20 protein-coding genes are annotated in these 17,285 nt (G+C 66.2%); 15 read left to right on the forward strand and 5 right to left on the reverse strand.

Translation table 11 applies throughout. The features are described from left to right. The first annotated feature begins 1,220 nt into the window (after nucleotides 1-1,220). From QHF85_RS47920 to QHF85_RS47970, 11 genes are all read left to right on the forward strand, one after another. A complete protein-coding gene (locus QHF85_RS47920) occupies nucleotides 1,221-2,717 on the forward strand; it encodes a hypothetical protein (protein WP_281334248.1) in 1,497 nt (498 codons plus the stop codon). Further along, on the forward strand, nucleotides 2,714-3,172 hold the full coding sequence (locus QHF85_RS47925; protein WP_281334249.1) for a transglutaminase domain-containing protein: 459 nt from the start codon (nucleotides 2,714-2,716) through the stop codon (nucleotides 3,170-3,172). The genes QHF85_RS47920 and QHF85_RS47925 overlap by 4 nt, the downstream gene beginning before the upstream one ends. A 4-nt stretch (nucleotides 3,173-3,176) precedes the next feature. Further along, entirely contained in the window at nucleotides 3,177-3,905 is a 729-nt protein-coding gene (locus tag QHF85_RS47930; RefSeq protein ID WP_281334250.1) for a hypothetical protein, read from the forward strand. 67 nt (nucleotides 3,906-3,972) lie between these two features. Further along, nucleotides 3,973-4,968 (forward strand): hypothetical protein, encoded by a 996-nt coding sequence (locus tag QHF85_RS47935; protein WP_281334251.1) that lies wholly within the window; start codon nucleotides 3,973-3,975, stop codon nucleotides 4,966-4,968. Next, nucleotides 4,887-6,239 (forward strand): hypothetical protein, encoded by a 1,353-nt coding sequence (locus tag QHF85_RS47940; protein WP_281334252.1) that lies wholly within the window; start codon nucleotides 4,887-4,889, stop codon nucleotides 6,237-6,239. Before QHF85_RS47935 ends, QHF85_RS47940 begins: the two co-directional genes overlap by 82 nt. Nucleotides 6,240-6,450: 211 nt before the next feature. After that, nucleotides 6,451-7,107, forward strand: a complete 657-nt coding sequence (locus QHF85_RS47945) for a hypothetical protein (RefSeq protein ID WP_281334253.1) — start codon at nucleotides 6,451-6,453, stop codon at nucleotides 7,105-7,107. 102 nt (nucleotides 7,108-7,209) lie between these two features. Continuing rightward, nucleotides 7,210-7,641 carry a hypothetical protein gene (locus tag QHF85_RS47950; protein ID WP_281334254.1) on the forward strand — a complete coding sequence of 144 codons (432 nt, stop codon included), beginning with the start codon at nucleotides 7,210-7,212 and terminating at the stop codon, nucleotides 7,639-7,641. 18 nt (nucleotides 7,642-7,659) lie between these two features. Then, nucleotides 7,660-8,844, forward strand: coding sequence for a hypothetical protein (locus QHF85_RS47955; RefSeq protein ID WP_281334255.1), 1,185 nt, complete (start codon nucleotides 7,660-7,662; stop codon nucleotides 8,842-8,844). 13 nt (nucleotides 8,845-8,857) lie between these two features. Next, entirely contained in the window at nucleotides 8,858-9,256 is a 399-nt protein-coding gene (locus QHF85_RS47960; protein WP_281334256.1) for a hypothetical protein, read from the forward strand. Beyond that, nucleotides 9,253-9,924, forward strand: coding sequence for a SpoIID/LytB domain-containing protein (locus QHF85_RS47965; RefSeq protein ID WP_281334257.1), 672 nt, complete (start codon nucleotides 9,253-9,255; stop codon nucleotides 9,922-9,924). The genes QHF85_RS47960 and QHF85_RS47965 overlap by 4 nt, the downstream gene beginning before the upstream one ends. 50 nt (nucleotides 9,925-9,974) lie before the next feature. Further along, complete coding sequence (locus QHF85_RS47970; protein ID WP_281334258.1) at nucleotides 9,975-10,673, forward strand: hypothetical protein; 699 nt, start codon at nucleotides 9,975-9,977, stop codon at nucleotides 10,671-10,673. Between the two features lie 25 nt (nucleotides 10,674-10,698). Here QHF85_RS47970 and QHF85_RS47975 read toward each other — a convergent pair whose 3' ends face one another. Next, a complete protein-coding gene (locus tag QHF85_RS47975; protein ID WP_281334259.1) occupies nucleotides 10,699-11,346 on the reverse strand; it encodes a hypothetical protein in 648 nt (215 codons plus the stop codon). Between the two features lie 383 nt (nucleotides 11,347-11,729). Here QHF85_RS47975 and QHF85_RS47980 point away from each other — a divergent pair, with 383 nt between their 5' ends. Both QHF85_RS47980 and QHF85_RS47985 read left to right on the forward strand, forming a co-directional pair. Continuing rightward, nucleotides 11,730-12,221: a hypothetical protein gene (locus QHF85_RS47980; protein ID WP_281334260.1), complete on the forward strand. Its 492-nt coding sequence runs from the start codon at nucleotides 11,730-11,732 to the stop codon at nucleotides 12,219-12,221. 26 nt (nucleotides 12,222-12,247) lie between these two features. After that, nucleotides 12,248-13,531 (forward strand): hypothetical protein, encoded by a 1,284-nt coding sequence (locus tag QHF85_RS47985; RefSeq protein ID WP_281334261.1) that lies wholly within the window; start codon nucleotides 12,248-12,250, stop codon nucleotides 13,529-13,531. Between the two features lie 37 nt (nucleotides 13,532-13,568). Here QHF85_RS47985 and QHF85_RS47990 read toward each other — a convergent pair whose 3' ends face one another. Then, nucleotides 13,569-13,730, reverse strand: coding sequence for a hypothetical protein (locus QHF85_RS47990; RefSeq protein WP_281334262.1), 162 nt, complete (start codon nucleotides 13,728-13,730; stop codon nucleotides 13,569-13,571). Nucleotides 13,731-13,862: 132 nt separating this feature from the next. Then, nucleotides 13,863-14,345 carry a peptide-methionine (R)-S-oxide reductase MsrB gene (msrB, locus tag QHF85_RS47995; RefSeq protein ID WP_281334263.1) on the reverse strand — a complete coding sequence of 161 codons (483 nt, stop codon included), beginning with the start codon at nucleotides 14,343-14,345 and terminating at the stop codon, nucleotides 13,863-13,865. Between the two features lie 126 nt (nucleotides 14,346-14,471). Between msrB and QHF85_RS48000 the strand changes: the two genes are divergently transcribed. After that, nucleotides 14,472-14,639, forward strand: coding sequence for a hypothetical protein (locus QHF85_RS48000; protein WP_281334264.1), 168 nt, complete (start codon nucleotides 14,472-14,474; stop codon nucleotides 14,637-14,639). A gap of 1 nt (nucleotide 14,640) precedes the next feature. On the opposite strand, the gene QHF85_RS48005 is transcribed toward QHF85_RS48000, so the two are convergent. Both QHF85_RS48005 and QHF85_RS48010 read right to left on the reverse strand, forming a co-directional pair. Then, entirely contained in the window at nucleotides 14,641-15,669 is a 1,029-nt protein-coding gene (locus QHF85_RS48005) for a hypothetical protein (protein ID WP_281334265.1), read from the reverse strand. Beyond that, nucleotides 15,666-16,271: a hypothetical protein gene (locus tag QHF85_RS48010; RefSeq protein WP_281334266.1), complete on the reverse strand. Its 606-nt coding sequence runs from the start codon at nucleotides 16,269-16,271 to the stop codon at nucleotides 15,666-15,668. The genes QHF85_RS48005 and QHF85_RS48010 overlap by 4 nt, the downstream gene beginning before the upstream one ends. Between QHF85_RS48010 and QHF85_RS48015 the strand changes: the two genes are divergently transcribed. Continuing rightward, complete coding sequence (locus tag QHF85_RS48015) at nucleotides 16,215-16,781, forward strand: hypothetical protein (RefSeq protein ID WP_281334267.1); 567 nt, start codon at nucleotides 16,215-16,217, stop codon at nucleotides 16,779-16,781. The genes QHF85_RS48010 and QHF85_RS48015 overlap by 57 nt on opposite strands. The last annotated feature ends 504 nt before the right edge of the window (nucleotides 16,782-17,285 follow it).

A 17,285-nucleotide genomic window follows, 5' to 3' on the forward strand; every position in this document is an offset into this window, starting at 1 on the left:
CAGAAGAAGAAGGCGGGACTGCTCAGCGGGAGCGTCTCTCCCGCGAAGTGAGACCTGGAGTCGATGCGCAGGGAGGGGGTCAGTTTTACTGTCGTTAGGGGGTCAGAAGTTACTGTCGCTTGACAGCTTGTGTGGAACTCCGACCACGGCAGGCCCCCGCTCTCGGGATGCAGTGTGAGTCTCCGCACGGCTCATGGTGCGGTCGAGGGCGCCCTTCGCGGACAGTTCGCCCTCAAGTAGGAGCTCGCCCACGTTCGCCAAGAGAGCCACGCCGGATCCACTGGCCCTTGACGTGGACTGCCACTGGCCGGCACTGGGATCCCCCGGGTGGGAGGACCCAGGCATGGTCCACGTCAAGCCGCTCCCCGTGCCCCTCGGCGGAAACGGCGCTCGGCCAACGCAATACCACCAAAGTAGCAGGACGCCCTGGTTCGCCGCTGCCGGAGCGTCACGTTCGTCGCATCGAACATTCCGTCTCACAATCCGAACCCCGCCCGTTCTACATTCGCGAACGTCGATACCATCATATCCTGGCGATCGCGCAGTTCGCGAGCCGCCGAAGGCTCGCCCGGACCGACCCTTGGCGCACCAACCACACACGATGCGCTTTGGCGAGCCTGCAAACGGGCTGCGGGGCGCGCATGACGCGAGCGTCGAAATCCGCATCCCCCGCCTAACGCGTTCCTCGCCGAACCCTCCGCAGCACGTTTTCCGAGGTCGCGTGCACCAGCCAACCCATCGGCGCATCGTCGGTCTTGTTGCCCCGGCTGGCCAATACAAACCCCGGAGCGCCGTTAGCTGCGTCTTCGCCGCTCCGAAAAAATCTTCGAGGGCTCCTCGAGCGGCCAGACGACCGTTCCCCTGGTAGTGTCAGAGACCTGTCGAGAACCCTACTTTTGCCGCTCTACACTGCAAATCTGTGACCCTATAGTTTGAGAACAAATCATTCACTCACACGGCATGAGCAGCCCAACATGGGGGCTTGCAATCGTCGTTCGAGTTCTTCATTCTCTTCCCCAGCGCTATGAAACACCGAGAGCCTACGGGCTCGAACGGCAGTCGTCTGCCTTCGAGCCGGATGTCGGGGGTCATCCGCTCTTTCCGCGGCAGGGCACGGTCCGAGCCGCGCCCGTGGAGCTGCGGAGCTGGCAGCAGCTCATCCAGCTTTACGGCGGCGAGTGTCTGCTCGCGGCAATGTGCCGGAAACGGAGGTCCGAACCATGACCCAGGCCGAACCCAGCGCGCCCGCGGCCGAGCCCGAGCTCGGCGGTCATCCGCTGTTCCCGCGCCCGGAAACGGAGACTGGCCCCGATCCGCGCAGATTCGACCTCATCTACATCCACCGCACCCTTCCGGACGGCACGAAAGAGGTGTGCCCGAAAGCGTGGAAAGGCACGGACCTCCGGAGCTTGGAGCAGGTCGTCGAGCATTACGGCGGTGAGTGCACGTATCAGTTCCACGCGGTTTGCGGGAAGTCCCATCGCATCCAGGCATGGTCGGACAAATTCTACGTCGCGGGTCCCGCACGAAAGCCGTTCTTCGCGGCCGCGACTCCGCCGGCACCGCCGCCTACCGCCCCCGCCGCTTCGGCAGTGGTGCCGCCGCAATACTACGCGGTACCCGCGCCGTCTCCCGCGCCCGCACCGGCAGCCCCCTCGATGATGGGGGCCGAGTTCCTCACGCTGCTCCGGGTCATCCTCGAAACCAGCGCGAACACGCAGGCTGCGCTGATGCGCTCGATCCTCGAAACGACGAAGCAGCCGCAGTCCAACTCCGCGCTCGAAGTCGTGCGCGAGATCGTCCCCCTCCTCGACCGGCAGGCGCCGCAATCGAACTCGACGCTCGAAGTCGTGCGCGAGATCGTACCGCTGATCCGCGGGAATGATCCCAGCAAGCCGAGCAACGGCGCCGGGTACGAGCGCGGGATGGAGCGCGGGCTCGAGCTCGCGAAGTCGATCGGGGGCGGTGGTGGGAGCGGCGGGGACGAGTTCGGCGAGATCGCCAAGCTGCTCACGCTCGTGAAATCCGCGACCGCCATGAATTCGCAATCCACGCCGCCTCCGCCGCCTCCGCCTCCGCCTCCGCCTCCGCAGGCCGCCAATCCCTGGCCGATGGGGGCGCCTGTGTCCTGGGAGGGATGGGAGATGATCCAGACCCCCATGGGCATGCTCATGCGGCAGACGGAGATGCCCGCGCCCGCGCAGCCTGCGCCCGCGCAGCCTGCGCCCGCGCAGCCTGCGCCCGCGCCGTCCGCATCCGTGCAGCCCCCGCCCGGCGAGCTCACGCACCTCGAGCCCGTGGCGCCCGTGCGTGTGGAGTCCGCGGTCCCCGCGCAATGCATCGACGGCGCGAAGGTTTTCGCGCCTCCGCCGAGACCCCCGCCGGCGCCACCTCCGCCGCCAGAGCCTCCTTTCATGGCCGCGCCGCTCCCGCCGCCGCCTCCGCCGCCTCCACCGCCTGCGAGCACGCGGCCCGAGTCCAGGACGCACAAATCGACCAATCTCGCGCCGCACCTGACGGCCGCGGGCTTCGTTCCCGCGTCTTCGGAGCTTTCGCCTCCGGCCGATCCGCTCGGCGGCGCCGTGGCGCAGGGCATGCAGCTCCTCGGCAACAATCCCGACCTCTTCGCGAAGCTCCAGGCGCTCGCCACGAGCGGATTCTCGCCCGAAGCCTTTGGCGAGGTGATCGCCATGGCGGAAAAGGACGGTGCCAAATGATCCGGCCGCGCATCATCCATTTCCCGTCGAACCTCGCGAAAGCGCGGTACATGGCCGAGGGCAGCAAGCGTGATCTTCTGCTCCCGGAGGTCCAGCGCTGGGCCGCGGTGTTCCGGCGATTGCCGATCCAGGAGCGGGCCGCCGCGATCCTGAAGTTCTGCCAGTACGCGATCGATTACGTGCGCGACCCGAAGCGCGAAGTCCTCGAAGATTCGGCCGTGACGCTCTTCCGCGGCTTCGGCGACTGCGACGCGAAAGCGCGCGTCTTCGTGACGCTCTGTCGTGCGTGCGGCATCCCGGCCCGCGAGAAGCCCGTCCGCCCGGAGCAGGACTTTCCGCACATCCTCGCGGAGGTCTTCGTCAATGGCCGATGGCAACCCGCTGACCCGACGATCCTGAACTCGAAGATCGGGCGTATCCCGCCCGCTTGGCTGGCGAAAACGAACTACTGGTGATGCCATGTCGCACAAACCACCCCTTCGATGCGCCGTCTGTCTGCGGCGACGGCCCCAGCTCTGCGGTGGATACTGCGTGTGCGGCGCGACCGTGTGGGAGCTCATCCCGCACGAGGTCCCGCCGGGTATCGTCGTGGAATCGCTCGAGGAGCGCAGCGCGCCCTTACGACCCACGCATTTCTCCGCGCTCCTTTCGCGTGCGCTCGGGGGCGTCGTGCTCGGGTTGAAGGTGCTCGTCGGCGGGGCCCCCGGGGCCGGAAAGTCGACCCTGTGCGCCGAACTCGCCGCGCAGATCACCGCCAAGCTCGACGGCCTCGGATACTGGCTCGACGCGGAGCAGAACCGAAACCTCGTGCAGGAGCTGTTCCCACGCACGGGTTCGTCGTCCCGCAACATTCGCCTCGTAAGCAGGCGCAGCGGAAGCGGCAGCAAGGTCGGATGGCGCGACGCTCTCCAGGCCGTACCGCCGGACGCCGCCGTGATCGTCGTGGACTCGCTCCAACGCTGGGCGCGCAGCTATGCTGAGCAAACCACGCTCCTCGAAACCGTCGCGACAATGCGCCCCACGGTGCTCGTCGTCTCGCATTTCAACAAGGCGGGCCAGTTCGCGGGCCCCATGGGGAACGAATACGACGTGGACGCTACGGCCATCGTCCGGCCGAAGAACATTGAAGTAACCAAGTGCCGCTGGAGCCTTTGCCCGCGCACGATCGAGCGTTCGATGGCCTCGTAGAGCCGTCGCACGGAAACACAACCGAAGCAGGGAGAGTAGGCATTTCGGTATGCCTAACGCTATCACTTTGTCTTACGAGACCGACGAGGAGACCAGCGGCGTGCCCGAAGAGGAGGGGGCCACGCCGTTTGACGACACGGGCGATTTCTTCGATACGCTGATCGGTGGTGGGGCGCAATTGCTCTCGTCTGTCCTGGGGGGAGGCGGCGGCGCCAAGCCCAGCGGGGGCGGCGGCATCGGCGAAAGCCTCGGCATGATTGCCGGCGCGGGCCTCGGTACCCTCGCGGGCGGGGCTGGCGCTTCGATTGGCGCGAATCTTGGAAAGATGGCCGGCGGCGCGGTGGAGAGCCTCGTCCGCACGCAGGTCAAGAAGAAGCCGAAGCCCGGCAAGCCGCAGCGCCAGCTCACGAAGCGCGAGCGGAAGCTCCTCGCCGAGGGGGAGCAGATGACCAAGCGCACCGGTGATCCGATGTATGCGCAGGAGGCGCGGCTCCGGGTGTATCGCCCCGCGGAGTACAAGCGCAAGCGCGATGCGGGGCAGCTCCTGTCCCAGATCATCGCGGCCGAGTCGGAGCCTGAGGCACTGCCGGAGCCGCCGCCCCGACCGCGTCCCCGGCTCAACTTCGGAGCAATGGCGAATCCCCCGCGCCTGAGCGAGGCCGAGGCGCCGTACGACGACACCGCGTCGCCCGACGCGAGGCCGCGCCCGTTGCAACACGTTTCGGCCTCGCCGATGAGCGCAGCGCAGCTCGAGGCGATGGTTCGCGCCGTGCCGCTCTTGCGGATGCACGATCCGCGGCTGCTGCGCACGCTCACGGGTGGCGGCGGGGCGCGTGACGTCTCGGGTGTCGACCCGACGACGGGCACGTATCACGCGGTGCAGGGCGAGACGCGCACGGCATCACGAAGAAGCTCACGGGGCAGACCGAGCGCACGCAGGAGCTTCTCGCGGCGAACCCGGGCAAACCGGAGGCGGATCCGGTGTGGAACATCCCGCCGGGGTGGCTGCATTACGCGGGCGATACAGGCGCAAACCTCGTCACAGCGCGCAAGTACGTGGTGATCAAGGACGACTGGCCGCAGAAGATCGCGACCAAGCTCGGGGCATGCCCGGCCCGCGTGAAATGGTGGTCGGAGCTCAAGGCGGCGAACCCGCACAAGCCGACGCAGTCGGGGAGCGGCAACTGGGCTTCGCTCTTCGCGGGCGAGGAGATCGGGATCCCGGACGTGTGGCCGGAGCATCCGCTCGCAGTGCCGATCAATGCGGCCCCGACGCAGCCGTCCACGCCTGGCGTCCCAGGGCCCGGGAAAACGACGACGCTCGATCCGTCGGTCGTTCCGCATACGCAGGCGCTCCTCGCGAACTGGGCAATGCGAAATCCAAGTGACCGCAACCCTTCGGATTTCGGACGGGATCCAGTGGATCTCGTGAGTGGATTCACGCCGAGGACCACGCAGGCGCTCGCGTCGTTCCAGACGTGGTGGAACAAGAAGCAGCCGACGAGGCCGCTCCCGACGACTGGGGAGCTCGATCAGGCGACCTACAACGCGCTGATCGAGGAGAACAACGCATCGAATACGCCGGTCCCGTGGTTCGAGACCGCTCCGCAACAGCAGACGACACCGCAGCAGCAAGGGCAATCCACCGGAGGGCAGACCGCGCCGCAGCAGACGTCCCAACAGCAGCCTGCGCCGCAGCAGAACCAGGGGACGCCCGTCATCACGATTCCGGGGGTCGGCACGTTCCCGTTGCCGAATCTCGGTTCGTCCTCGCCTTCCACCTCAACGACGAGCCAGACGTCGACGCAGAATCAGCAGCCCGCATCGCAACAATGGGGCCAAACGTCGCCGGGTGCCATCACCATCGATATCCCAGGGGTCGGACAGTACACGTTGCCACCGCTCGGCCAGCTCCCGAGCGCGCCCGCACAATCGACGACCTCTCCGGGGCAGCCTACCGGGGTATCGCAGACCTCACCGGGTCAGCCGACTGGAGGGGGCGCGGCCCCCCAATTCGACAGCAATCTCACGGCAGCCGAAAAGGCGGAGCTCGCGATGGTCATCGACAACGAGTTCAACCCCGATGTGCTCGATCAGCTGGCGGACACGTACGAATCGAATGGGCATCCACTTACCGCCAAACATCTCCGCGAGCGTGCCGAATTCTACCGGGCGCTCGCCGCGGAGGGGGGGATGATCGCAGAGCAGGAGGGAGGCTACGGTAACGGGAGCGGCGGCTACGGCAGTTCGACGCCCTCCACCTCGTCGAGCGGCAGCAGCGGAGGTCTGCTGCCCGTGATCGCCGTCATCGGCGCCGGGCTCGCATTCTCGTGACCGAATAGGGGGTCGGGTCGTCATGCCTGATTACTTGCCTTTCTGGTGGTGGAAGTGGTGGCAACGGCACCAGCCGAAGCCCACGCCGTCTCCTGAATCGACGCCGGCCCCTACTCCCCATTCCTCCGGTCTCTTCCGGTGGATGCACCAGGACCGCGACTTGACTACCGTGGGCGCTGCGGCGCTCGAAACGGCGAAGCGCGGGGCATGGATGACGCTCGACAAGAAGAAGCGTGCGCGCCAGTTCCGGGCGTTTGTCGTATTGTCGCTCCGCATCGCGCCGCTGTCCTGGCGGCAGGTGCCACTCGGGCAGCTCGGACCGCATCTCTACAGTACGCCAGAACGGAATGCCGCGGGCTCGGCGATTGCGCGCACGCTCGTCCTCCTCGCGCCGGACAATATTCGCCCCGGCTCCGACATCGTCACGAACGAGGGAGATCCGACGCAAGGAACGATCGAGACCGGCTTCATCCACGCTGTGACGATTTTGCTGGTCACCATCGTCGCCATTGCAGCGGCGTACCTGGGCGGCATCGCCGTGCAGTCCATCCACGCCATCAACTTCGACGACGAGATCACCAAGCGCCTCCTCGCCGCGCAGGCCCGCACCATGGAGATCCTCTCGCTGCACGTCGAACGTGAGCGCATCGCCGGCCACGAATTGCCCTTCGACGAAACGGAGCGATCGATGCTCCTCGCACTCGAAGACGTGCAGCGGCGGCTCGCCACGCAGCGCCACCGGCCGCTCCCGTCGCCGTTCCAGGGCGCAACGGAGCTCGTCAAGGCCACGACGAGCTTTCTCCCCATGGCTCTTCTCGTGTTCGCAGCCTTCTTCCTCATCAAACAACATGACGAAAGGAGATCGTAAACCATGGCAGAAAAGAGAGTTCCTGTGGACCGCTCCCTCGTGGCGGTCCCACGCGGGCGCGTCCGGGTTCGGCGCCGGGGCAAAAGGCATTGGGCTCGCGATGTGGAGACGGGAATCTTCTACACCGCGGGGGCCGGTGCGGTGGTGGCTCTCCTCGCGAATTTGGACGACATCCGGAACAGCAAGGAGGTCAAGGATCATTGGTGGCTCCTGCCGGTCGCGCTGGTCGCGATCGGATACATGCTCCGCAAGCACCGCCATGCGCACGCGGGCACCGTGATCGCGGTGGGCGGGGCCATGTTCGCGCTTGCGTATACGGCGCAGCAGAAGGCCGCGCAGGCGGCGCAGCAGCAGAAGCCCCCTGCGGACCAGCAGCAGGCTGTTTTCAGGAGCGGCGACACCGCCGCCCCCGTCGGCATGCTGCCGCATGGACTGCAATCGGGCTTCTGGCTTCAGACGCCTGACGGCCGCTTCGTTCGATTGCCCAACATCTCACGGCGCATGCCCGTCAACCGCGCGCAAGCCTCAGTGTAAACGCAGAGAGGAACGACAATGAACGACACCAGAACCGCTTCCGATATTCTGAGGGAGGCCGACGAGCAGGGGGAGACCGCCTCGCCCTTCGACGAGTTCGACGAGCGCGATACCGCCGGCCCCGACGACGAGGACGACGACACCGCCGCCGTCGAGCTCGAGGCCGAGGAGGAAGACACGGGCGACATCCGAGCGCTGCGCAAGCAGGGGAAGAAGCAGGTCTCCCTCGAAGAATTGCGCCAGATCCAGCGGCGCTCCCGCGCCCGCGGGCAGCGCATCGGGTTGAAGAAGGCGCAGAAGGTACAGCCGCCGAAGCCGAAGCCGCGCCCGAAGCTCCCCCCGAACTATGTGCCGCCGAATGACGGAGCCCGGCTGCTGTTCAACAAGTGGACGGCGCGCGACGCCAAGTTCGTCATGCGCCAGGATGGCCACTACTACTCTGTCGTCGAGATCCCGTGCAAATGCCACGGGACCGAGAAGCTCGCATGGCTGCATATCGGGAAGGGCGAATACACGCTCTTCAACGTGGCCGTCGGCGAGTCGATGACGTTCCTCGGCAACAACGCGACGGTGACGACGAACTGGACGAACCTCCAGCGTCCCTCGAAGAACACGTACAGCGACCAGGAGTTCCTGATCCAGTCGATCACGATGCAGGAGGCCGGGCTCCGGGTTCGGTACGATGCGGCCGAAATCGACAAGATCGGGGGCCTCGGCGAAGCGAAGAGCGTGCTCACGGGGCAGGCGTGGTTGTGGGATGATGCAGGCGCGTTCTTGCCGAAGGAAATCTTCCACGATTACAGCGGGGAGAACCTCCTGTACCGGACGCTGCGCCGTTCCGCCGTCGTTTACTTCAACTGGGACAAGGCTCGGACGGGCGGGAATGCCACGTCGCGCAAGGTGCTGATCGACCATTTGCGCAACGTGCCGGACACGAAGGTGCGGACGCTCTCCCGGACCTCCGGAGGCGCGGCCGTCTTGCCGGTGCCGGACGGGTATATCTTCACCGACAACCCCGAGCGAAGCGAACACGGGGCCTTCTCGGCGATCATCCACATCCCGGACGACATCGTGTTCCCGATCAAGCCCATTGACCTCGGGAGCGGCACGCCGATCCGCCCGATTGAGGTGGGCCTGTACGTGCAGCTTTCGCTCAACGGGATCGCGTTCGAGCATCAGAAGAGCTCGAGCGTGACGGTCTGATAGGGGGGATGCCATGAGCGTGGCGGAGATCGATAGCGAAGCGAGGCAGAACATTGTGGAAACGGAGCCGCAGTTCGGTCCGTCGACACATTGCGTCGTCATCATGGAGCAGCCGCCGCTGATGGGGGACGAGCCTCCCCCGCAGTGGCGGGTCTCCGCCACGCTCGCGCTCCGGGACAAGGCTCTCGGAAAAGGTGCGCTGCTGGCTGATTTGCCCACCGTGGTCGTGGGGCCGCTGATCCACAAGCGGCAGGTCGTTGCGATTGCGAAGTACCCGAGTTCCGTCGATCGCTGGTCGTTCCGGTTCGAGAGCGACGCAGGGCGTGCGACGGCCCGGGTTTGGTTGCATCCTGGGACCTCTCCAGTCACGGAGTGCGGGCTCTTCGTGGTCCAGCACGGGTTGAAAGAATGAGCATTCCGATCGGTGCCGAGCCTACCGAGGCGCCGGAGCGGATCCTCACGACCGCGGGGAGGCTCTCGCTCGAACGCGATTATGTGCCGCGCGTGGTCGCGGGTGAGCATCTCCACGCGCATCCGGAGGCGAAGGCGGCCCTCGCCATCGCGGCGCGGACGTTCGTCCTCCGGGCGATGCGGGATCGGCCGACGCTGGGACGCACGGCGGCAATCCCAAGCGGTGAGCAGTTTCAGGTGTTCTCGCGGTATTCCGACGAGGGCTGTGTCGAGGCAGCGACCCGGACACGGGGCATCGTGTTGCAATACCAGAGGCGCATGATCCTCGCGAATCATGTTGCAGGGGCATACTGGAAGCCGGATGGGTTGCCGGGTCCTGATCCGACCAATACCGAGCGCTGGGTGACCTACAACGGCGGACGGAGGGGGCGGGATGTCATTCCGACCCATCTTTCGCTGCGCTCGCACCCTGGAAACCGCGGCTGCATGGGACAGCATTGCGCGCACTGGCTGGCCGCGCAGGGATACGACTACGCGGCGATCCTCCGGTTCTTTTACGGGGACGACATTGAGTTCCACGAGCTTTCCGGCAAGGAGAGCACGGGCCTCGGTCAAGTGCTGTTCGGCGTGCTGGCGCTGGCAGTTCTCGGAATCACCGTGCGGAGGTAGCTGTGGCGCTTCGGCTCGTGCAGGTCGGCGAAGGGCATCCGAGGCCGCTGGTGTTGGCGTTTCTGGTTGGGGGTGACCTCGATCCGAAGCTGCGCGCGGCGTTCGGGCCGCGGTCGTGCATCGTGGCGGATGGGGTCGCGAAGGGGCCGATGATGGGCGAGCTCCTGGAGTTCGCGCACCAGCGGGCCGGGGTGCGCGAGGTGTCGCGGCTGGCGCTCATCGGGTATTCGGCGGGGTGTCAGCGGGTGCGGGCGCTCTATCTCGCGGGAGTGCGGGCGAGCGCATATCTGCTGGCGGACGGGACGCACGCATCATGGCCGTCGGACGAGTGGCAGATCGCCTGGCTGCGCGAGCTCGCGGGCGAGGCCCGGGCGGGAAGGGCTCTCGTCGTCGCCACGCACACGATGCAGGGGTATACCGAGCGTCTGCCGAAGGGGCAGGCGTTTTGCTCGACGGCGCGGGTGTTGCGGATGGCGACGGGGTGGAAGCTCGATCGGGCGGGCTCCCTCGAGCGGCCCGTCGTGACGCGCGAGGGCGCGCTGTGGGTGTACTCCTACGCGAGCGCGGACATCGACGCGCCTGCCCACGCGGCGCAGCTCGTGCGCGTCGTACCCGAGCTCTGCGCGAGGCACCTCCGGGCGTGGGTCGGGGCGGCGGAGCCGCCGCGGACGGCGCAGGCGCCGGGGTTGCCGATCAACCTGCTCGGCATCCTCGTGACGCTTCTGCTCAAATCGACGTCCAGATCATAGGGGTCCTGATGCGCGAATGTGACTGTCAGATCGCTGCTTCGAGCGCGGCAACGCGCTGCAGCAGGCTGTCGATCTGCTTGAAGCCGGTGAGTGTGACACCGTCTGCCGCAACGACGATCGTACCGACAATGACGCCATTCTGGCGAAGCTGTATGGCTTGGCCTGCCTTATCACGATTGATGATCAGGGTCGGATAGTTGTCGGTACTGAAATAGCCTGTGCCGCTCTTTGCCAGTGCTATGCCGTGGGATTTGCTCGCCAGTCCCGGCTGCAAACTGGGGGTGCCGACGGTCACCGTTTCCTTGAATTCCGCCTGTGCCTCGCTGACCTTTATTTGGGGCACATTACCAACAATAATTTCTACTGGCTTTGGAGCCGGCTTTGGGTCAACTTCGTTAAATTGCATCGACCCGACCCATACCGCATGATCATTGATACCCAATCTCAGGGCATTGAACCCTTGCTTCGGCATAGCGCCGGTATCCATGTCGATGATGCTCTTGTCGCAGATATCGACCCAGGCATAGCCATGATTACCAAAGGGCGCAGGTGATCCCTTCGGCGCAATATCGATCGCGATCACGCTCGGGGAATCTTCAGCAGCAGGCTCGAAGGTGGGCACAGGAAACTGTAAGGCCGGATCGGTTCGCAGCGTAATGGAATAATTCGGCACAGCAAGCTCCTTGTGTATAAGTTAACTCAGGCGCGTCGGACGCCCACGGCGAATATGCCGGGATCTCCTCGTCCCCCTATACATAACACGATTCCCGTGCGCAAACCAGTGCGGCGGATGAACTTTCGGTGACCTCGGTCATTTTTTAACCGACTTCTGCGGCAATGGCCAGGCCCCCTGATCGCGCCGTCCTGTGATGTGCTATAATTCACAACTGTCAGTCGCCCCTTGATTCCGTGAACCCTTTCCACCCCCGCCAGCGCTTTCTCGCCGCGCTCGGACAGGATGGACGAGGGACAGATCACCTGCGTCGATTCGTCGCCGGGGAGCCGACGACGTTTGTCCCTTCCCCTCCAGGGTTTGTCCGTGTACCGTCTGCGCCCATGGCGGAAGCACAACCTCCGGCCTCGACACACGAACGTTCGGGCGCTTCGGGACTCCTCCGGTTCCTCGTCAATCTGCTCACCACCGCGGCATTCCTCGGCTTTGCCGTCATGTGCTTCGTCAACGTCTTCGCCTCCTCCGTCGAGGTCGATCACTTGGCTAGCCAAACCGCTTGTCAGGGCCAACCCGCCGGATGCGAGGCGACGCCCATGAGGTGGGAGCGGGCGCCCTGGTCCCACTCGTTGCAGGTCTCGACGACGGGCGGCGCGATCATCGTAAAGTGCAAGCGTGAGTACATCCTCGCAGGCTCCTGGGGCTGCGAGGCCCTCAACACGATCCCAGCGATCTCCGTTTCGAGCGTGGCCGCGAGCGAGAACGCGAGTGCAGCCCCTTCTGCCTCCGCGCCCGCCACGCCCGCGCGGCCCCTGAAGCCGAAACCTGCGGCCCACCTGCCCGCGACGACGACGACGCTTCCCGCGGACGCTCGCTGACGAAGGAGTCGTGTAAGATGGGGACCATGGTTCGTCTGGTGCGCGCTGGCATCGTGATTGCGGCTTGCTTCGCAGGCGCCGCGATCGTCGTGCCTGCTTGCAGCCCTCCCGGCGCCCTGGCGGGTGCCGACTGCCCGCTCGATGAAGACTCGTTGCTCGCCGTCCCGGAGGAGTGCTGTCCGTGCATCCTGCGCGAGGACTGCTGGGCGCAGGATCCTCCACCGCAGCCCCCGGAGCACTGCCGCACCGGCTGCCCTCCGGGCGTCCCCTTCGAGTGCTGCCCGTGCCCGACGCCCATCTGGTGCCCCGACGGCAAAAGCCCGCGTACCCTCGCCCCCTGGTGCTCGTCCCTCGATGCCGGAACGGACGCGAGCATCGACGGCTCGATGTCTTCCCTCTGCGCAGGCGGAACGTGCACGCCACCCGCGGCCGACGACTGGAAGGGTCCGATCAGCTTCTGGCACGGCTGGGATCTGGAGTCGCCGCCCTGCCCGGAGGAAGCGCCGATCCTCGCCTTCGAAGCCTGGGCCGAGCCGCCCCCGCTCTCGTGTGGCACGTGCGAATGTAAGCCGCCCAAGGGGACGTGCAAGCTGCCGGAGACGTGGACTGTCGACTCAGAGGCATGTCCCGGCGGTGGTGTCAAGACAAACCTCGATCCGCCGACAAACTGGGACGGTACTTGCAACGAGGACAAATCGATCCAGAGCGGGAAGCTCTGCGGCGGGGTGCCCTGCGTCCGGTCGATCATGGTCTCGCCGCCGACGCTCGAGGAGCTGCCGTGCGAGCCGCACCTCGTGGGGGACCCAGAGCCCAAGATCCCGCATGCGTGGGGAGGCGGTCCGCAGACGCCGCTTGGAAAAGCGTGCGCGAACGCGAGCCCTGCGCCTAACTGCACGGAAAAGGGCAAGGTTTGTGTGCCGACGCCGCCCGGTTTCTCCTCTTGCATGTATCGCGAGGGGAACCATCCGTGTCCGGAGGGCTGGAGCGAGAGGCAGCTCCTTTACCGGCACGTGGAGGACAACCGCACCTGCTCGGCCTGCACCTGCGAGGCGCCGACAGGCGGGACGTGCAGCACCATTGCCACTGTCTTCAGCGGCCCCGCGTGCACCGACCTCGCGCACTCGGGAAGCATATTTGCCGGGATGGATGCTCCCTGCTGGGATCTCATGGCCGGCGCACCGCTCACGGGCGTGTCGAGCACGCCGCCGGAGTACGTGCCGGGGAAATGTACGCCGAGTGGTGGCATTGCGGATGAGGAGATCGTGCTGGCGGACCCCGTCACGGTGTGCTGCTATCTGCCCGCGAGCTGATCCTGGATATCCCTCGACCTTTGCGCGTGACCGCTCGTCATTCTGGAGCGCACACGAGCTCCTGCGGGAGCATGCCGGGGAACTCATCGGCGAAATTGGCAACGTCCTTCGTTAGCTGCCGATATGATGCTTGTTGCCAATCGCCTTCATAGCGAACCAGCGTATCGTCGCATCGCGCGATGAGCCACTTGATGTCCATAACCGGCCTCTCCGGTTCGCGCGATAAAGCGACCAGGTGCGCTCGGAGTTCGTGAGCCCACGATTCTTCTTTCTTGGCTAAGGGCATTTTGGACGTTGGCGTGGGGTTGGTGGCGTGAGGCACCTTCGACGCTCAGGCGGTGATCCTGTCGCCGCGATGGAGCGGATCGGGCAGGGGCTCGCCGGCCTTCACGAACTGCAAGGACACCGAGTTGATGCAGTAGCGCAGCCGCGTCGGCGCGGGACCGTCCGGGAAGACGTGGCCCTGATGGCTGTCGCAGCGGGCGCAGCGGGTCTCGATGCGGACCATGCCGTAGGACGTGTCCTTCACCGCCTTCACATGGCCTTCGTCGAACGGCGCGTAGAAGCTGGGCCAGCCGGTGCCGCTCTCGAACTTGGTCCTGTGCTCGAACAGCGGCAGGCCGCACTCGCGGCAGCAATAGACGCCGGGGCTCTTCTCGCCCAGCAGGCCGCCGCAGAACGGGGCCTCGGTGCCGTGATGCAGCAGGACGCGGGCCTCCTCGGCCGTCAGGTCGGCTTCCAGGCGCTGGCGCTCGGGCTCGGTCGGCGGGGTCAGATCAAAACCGGTGGCGGAGCGATGGGCTGTGTCGGTCATGGCCTGCAATCTAGGGGCTCGAGCCGTCCGCCGATAGAGGGCGGAGGCCCTCATGACAAGCTGCTGACTGGCAGCAACCCCATCCCTCGAAAGGAATCCGCCTCCGCGACGCCGCGGACGACCGCCATGCCAAGCCTCCAGCCGCGCGTCGAGCGCTCGCGGTGCGCGCGGGTGAACGGCTCGAAGAGCGTTGGCCTCGTGCTGCCCGAGCCACGGCCCCAGATGCCGCGGGCGCTCAGCTCGGGCACGATGCGCACGAAGCTGCGCCGCGCGTGGGCCGGCGCGTCCATGTAGCTCAAAACGTGTACAACACCGAGCCGGCGCCAGTCGCCACCGGGACCAGCTTCTCCCATGGTGAAGACCCAAAGAAATCGAGATCGGCGCCAATCAATGGCAGCGCGACCTCGACGTCCACGCGTGCCGTGAGGCGCGGCGAAAGCTGGAACTCCACCGCGCTCCGCGCTCCCGCACCAACGAAGCCACTCACGACGGTGCCCACGTAATCCCTGCTCGCCGCCGCACCGACAGCTCCGCCCGTAACGAACAGACAACCGAGGAGCGGTGCGCGCTTGAAGCACCCCGCCGCCGTCAGGGAGAATGTGTGGATCTCGACGTCCGCCAACCTCGCGCGGCGCGCATTCCAGATCGGCATCCAGCGAGCGTCGAGCTCGACCACGAACGGGGCGAGCTGCACGCCACCCGCAAGACGGAGCCCTGGCCCCCACTCGGGCGCGGCTCCACGGGAGATCGTCGCGCCGAGGCCCAGGAAACGGCGCGGCAGGGGTGGCGGAGCTGCGCGCGGCGGACAGGGCGGGCACGCGGGGCACGGCGTGGGCTTAGGAGGCGCAGGCTCGGGTGGACTCGGAGGCGGCGGCGGAGGCGGTGCGACACTCTCCTCCTCTTGTGGCGGGGCGAGCTCACGGATCCGTTTCGCCGCGTCGAAAGCCGTCCAGTAGAGCACCTTGAAGCAGTCGTCCGTCGGCGGGTAGTCGTGGTGCTCGGAGTGCGCCACGGCCCCGGCCTCGTCCTTGATCGTCGTGTCGACCAACTTCCCGCCGTCCGGTAGCCGCCGAATCCGCACGACGAGCGCGCGCGTGGCGGTCGGATCCAGGGTGCTCACGGGCAACCAGTTCGTGAGGATGGCGCTGAAGTCGAACTGGTTGGAGCATCCGAGAAGCGAGCGATCCGCCGTGAGCTCGACGCGATGCCGCGGCACCTCGTCCGCCGCCGCGAACGAGGACGACGGCCAGGTCAACGCCAGGATGACCGCGCAACCCCCGACGCCGAGGCGCCCGCCATGACCTCTGGTCGTGTGTTGCTTCACTTTTGTGGACCCTCGACCAGAAATCGTCGGGGGGCCTGTCGATTTTTTCGTGATGGGAGGCTTCTCGTGCCCTTTACCTTCGTGGGACCAGTGAACGCGAGCAGGGGCGGCGCACTGCGCCGAACCTCGGCCGAGAGGTATCCGGAATGACACGCGGCATCGACGACTGCGCGAACGAGCTCCGGGTCTCCAAGGAGGCTCTGCTCCGGCACCGGGTCGCCATGGCCGCGGTCGTTCGGTCGATTGGAGTGCACGCGGCGCATGTCGAGGACGTCGTCCATGATGCATTCGTGCTCGCGTGTGGCAAGCCCGAAATGGAGCGACCGGATCCAAAAGATGACGACGCGTTCGGCGCGTGGCTCTGCACGCTCGCGAAATATGCGGCCAAGACGAACCGTCGAAATGTCTTTCGTTCGCGAGAAACGCCCGCGCCCGCCGAGGAAATCGAGCTCGTTGCGGAGGAGAAGGAAGCTTATCTCGGGCCCTCCGAGGACAGGGTGATCGCCTCCACCGTATTCGAGCGACTGAACCGGGATGATGGGTCGTTGCTCCACCAGCACTTCTACGAGGACAAGGACATCAAGGACCTCGCCGAGGAGCATGGCATCCCGTGGAGCACGATGCGCTCGCGGGTGGATTGCGTGCTCGACCGAGCGCGCATTGCCGTGCGCGACGTGGCCCCGCGCTCGGGCCGGCGTCGTCGGGCCTGGGCCATCCCGCTTGCGCTGCTTGGGCTTGCCGTGCGCGAGGCGCGCGCACACGTGGGCTCGCTCTGGGCGCGATTCTTCGGCACGCTTTGCCGGGGTCCCACGCGGTTGATTGGCTGCGGGGCGACGGTGGCGGTGATTCTGGCCGCGACTCCGGATGCGGGGTCGCATGCGGCGGATGGTTTCGCGGCTGGTGCGCAGAATATCCAGAGCGTGGGTTCCGAGGATGCGGCGCGCTGCGCTGACCTCGTGAGGTCAACGCTGGCAAGCCCGCAAGAGGCTCCGAAACCCACGGGGCCGCGCAATACCGAGGCTTCCCCGCCGCGTCGCTACGAGCAGCGCTCGACGTCCGTGTGGATGATCGCGAATGCGATTCGCGATGCGGAAGCACAAACGAAGAGGTAGCCAGCCGTCTATTCTGCGACGCTTCACCGTTCGCAGTGGATCCGCGTGCCGCAGCCCTCTTCTGGGCAAACACAGCGCTGCGCGCACACGGGTCCACTGGGGTCGGTGAAGGCGTCGCACACGCACACGTCCGAGCACGACTCGTCGCCGATCTTAGACGGCGGCGATGCCCACGGAGGAACGATGAATGCTCTTCGGGACGTCGATGACGACGCAGCAACGACCGTGATGGACCGCTCGACGCTTCCTCCGCAGAACGGAACGCGGATGAGCGCGGCGCATTCCGAGCCGCAGCGCGACACGATCGTGGATACAAACTGCGGGCCATCGCGATGGGATCGATTCTGTGCGTTCATCGGTCGGAAAGCGGATGCCTTCCTAGAGCGCCGATCAGTTCAAATTCCCATCTCATTTCAATGACTTGTGCGATGGGGATCGACACGCGCCTTCCGGCATGATCCACTGCGCGCGGCTCGCCCAGCCGACGGAGTGGATTCCTGTGTT

The organism is Polyangium sp. 6x1, from assembly GCF_029946515.1.
Taxonomy (GTDB): domain Bacteria; phylum Myxococcota_A; class Polyangia; order Polyangiales; family Polyangiaceae; genus Polyangium.

Bases quoted from the DNA above. Each gene is read 5' to 3' on its own strand.
- QHF85_RS47955 (WP_281334255.1), top strand. From the start codon at position 7,660: ATGAACGACACCAGAACCGCTTCCGATATTCTGAGGGAGGCCGACGAG.
- QHF85_RS47925 (WP_281334249.1), top strand. From the start codon at position 2,714: ATGATCCGGCCGCGCATCATCCATTTCCCGTCGAACCTCGCGAAAGCG.
- QHF85_RS48010 (WP_281334266.1), bottom strand. From the start codon at position 16,271: ATGCTCCTCGGCGAGGTCCTTGATGTCCTTGTCCTCGTAGAAGTGCTG.
- QHF85_RS47980 (WP_281334260.1), top strand. From the start codon at position 11,730: ATGGCGGAAGCACAACCTCCGGCCTCGACACACGAACGTTCGGGCGCT.
- QHF85_RS47985 (WP_281334261.1), top strand. From the start codon at position 12,248: ATGGTTCGTCTGGTGCGCGCTGGCATCGTGATTGCGGCTTGCTTCGCA.
- QHF85_RS47960 (WP_281334256.1), top strand. From the start codon at position 8,858: ATGAGCGTGGCGGAGATCGATAGCGAAGCGAGGCAGAACATTGTGGAA.
- QHF85_RS47930 (WP_281334250.1), top strand. From the start codon at position 3,177: ATGTCGCACAAACCACCCCTTCGATGCGCCGTCTGTCTGCGGCGACGG.
- msrB (WP_281334263.1), bottom strand. From the start codon at position 14,345: ATGACCGACACAGCCCATCGCTCCGCCACCGGTTTTGATCTGACCCCG.
- QHF85_RS47990 (WP_281334262.1), bottom strand. From the start codon at position 13,730: ATGGACATCAAGTGGCTCATCGCGCGATGCGACGATACGCTGGTTCGC.
- QHF85_RS47945 (WP_281334253.1), top strand. From the start codon at position 6,451: ATGACGCTCGACAAGAAGAAGCGTGCGCGCCAGTTCCGGGCGTTTGTC.
- QHF85_RS47920 (WP_281334248.1), top strand. From the start codon at position 1,221: ATGACCCAGGCCGAACCCAGCGCGCCCGCGGCCGAGCCCGAGCTCGGC.
- QHF85_RS47965 (WP_281334257.1), top strand. From the start codon at position 9,253: ATGAGCATTCCGATCGGTGCCGAGCCTACCGAGGCGCCGGAGCGGATC.
- QHF85_RS48000 (WP_281334264.1), top strand. From the start codon at position 14,472: ATGCCAAGCCTCCAGCCGCGCGTCGAGCGCTCGCGGTGCGCGCGGGTG.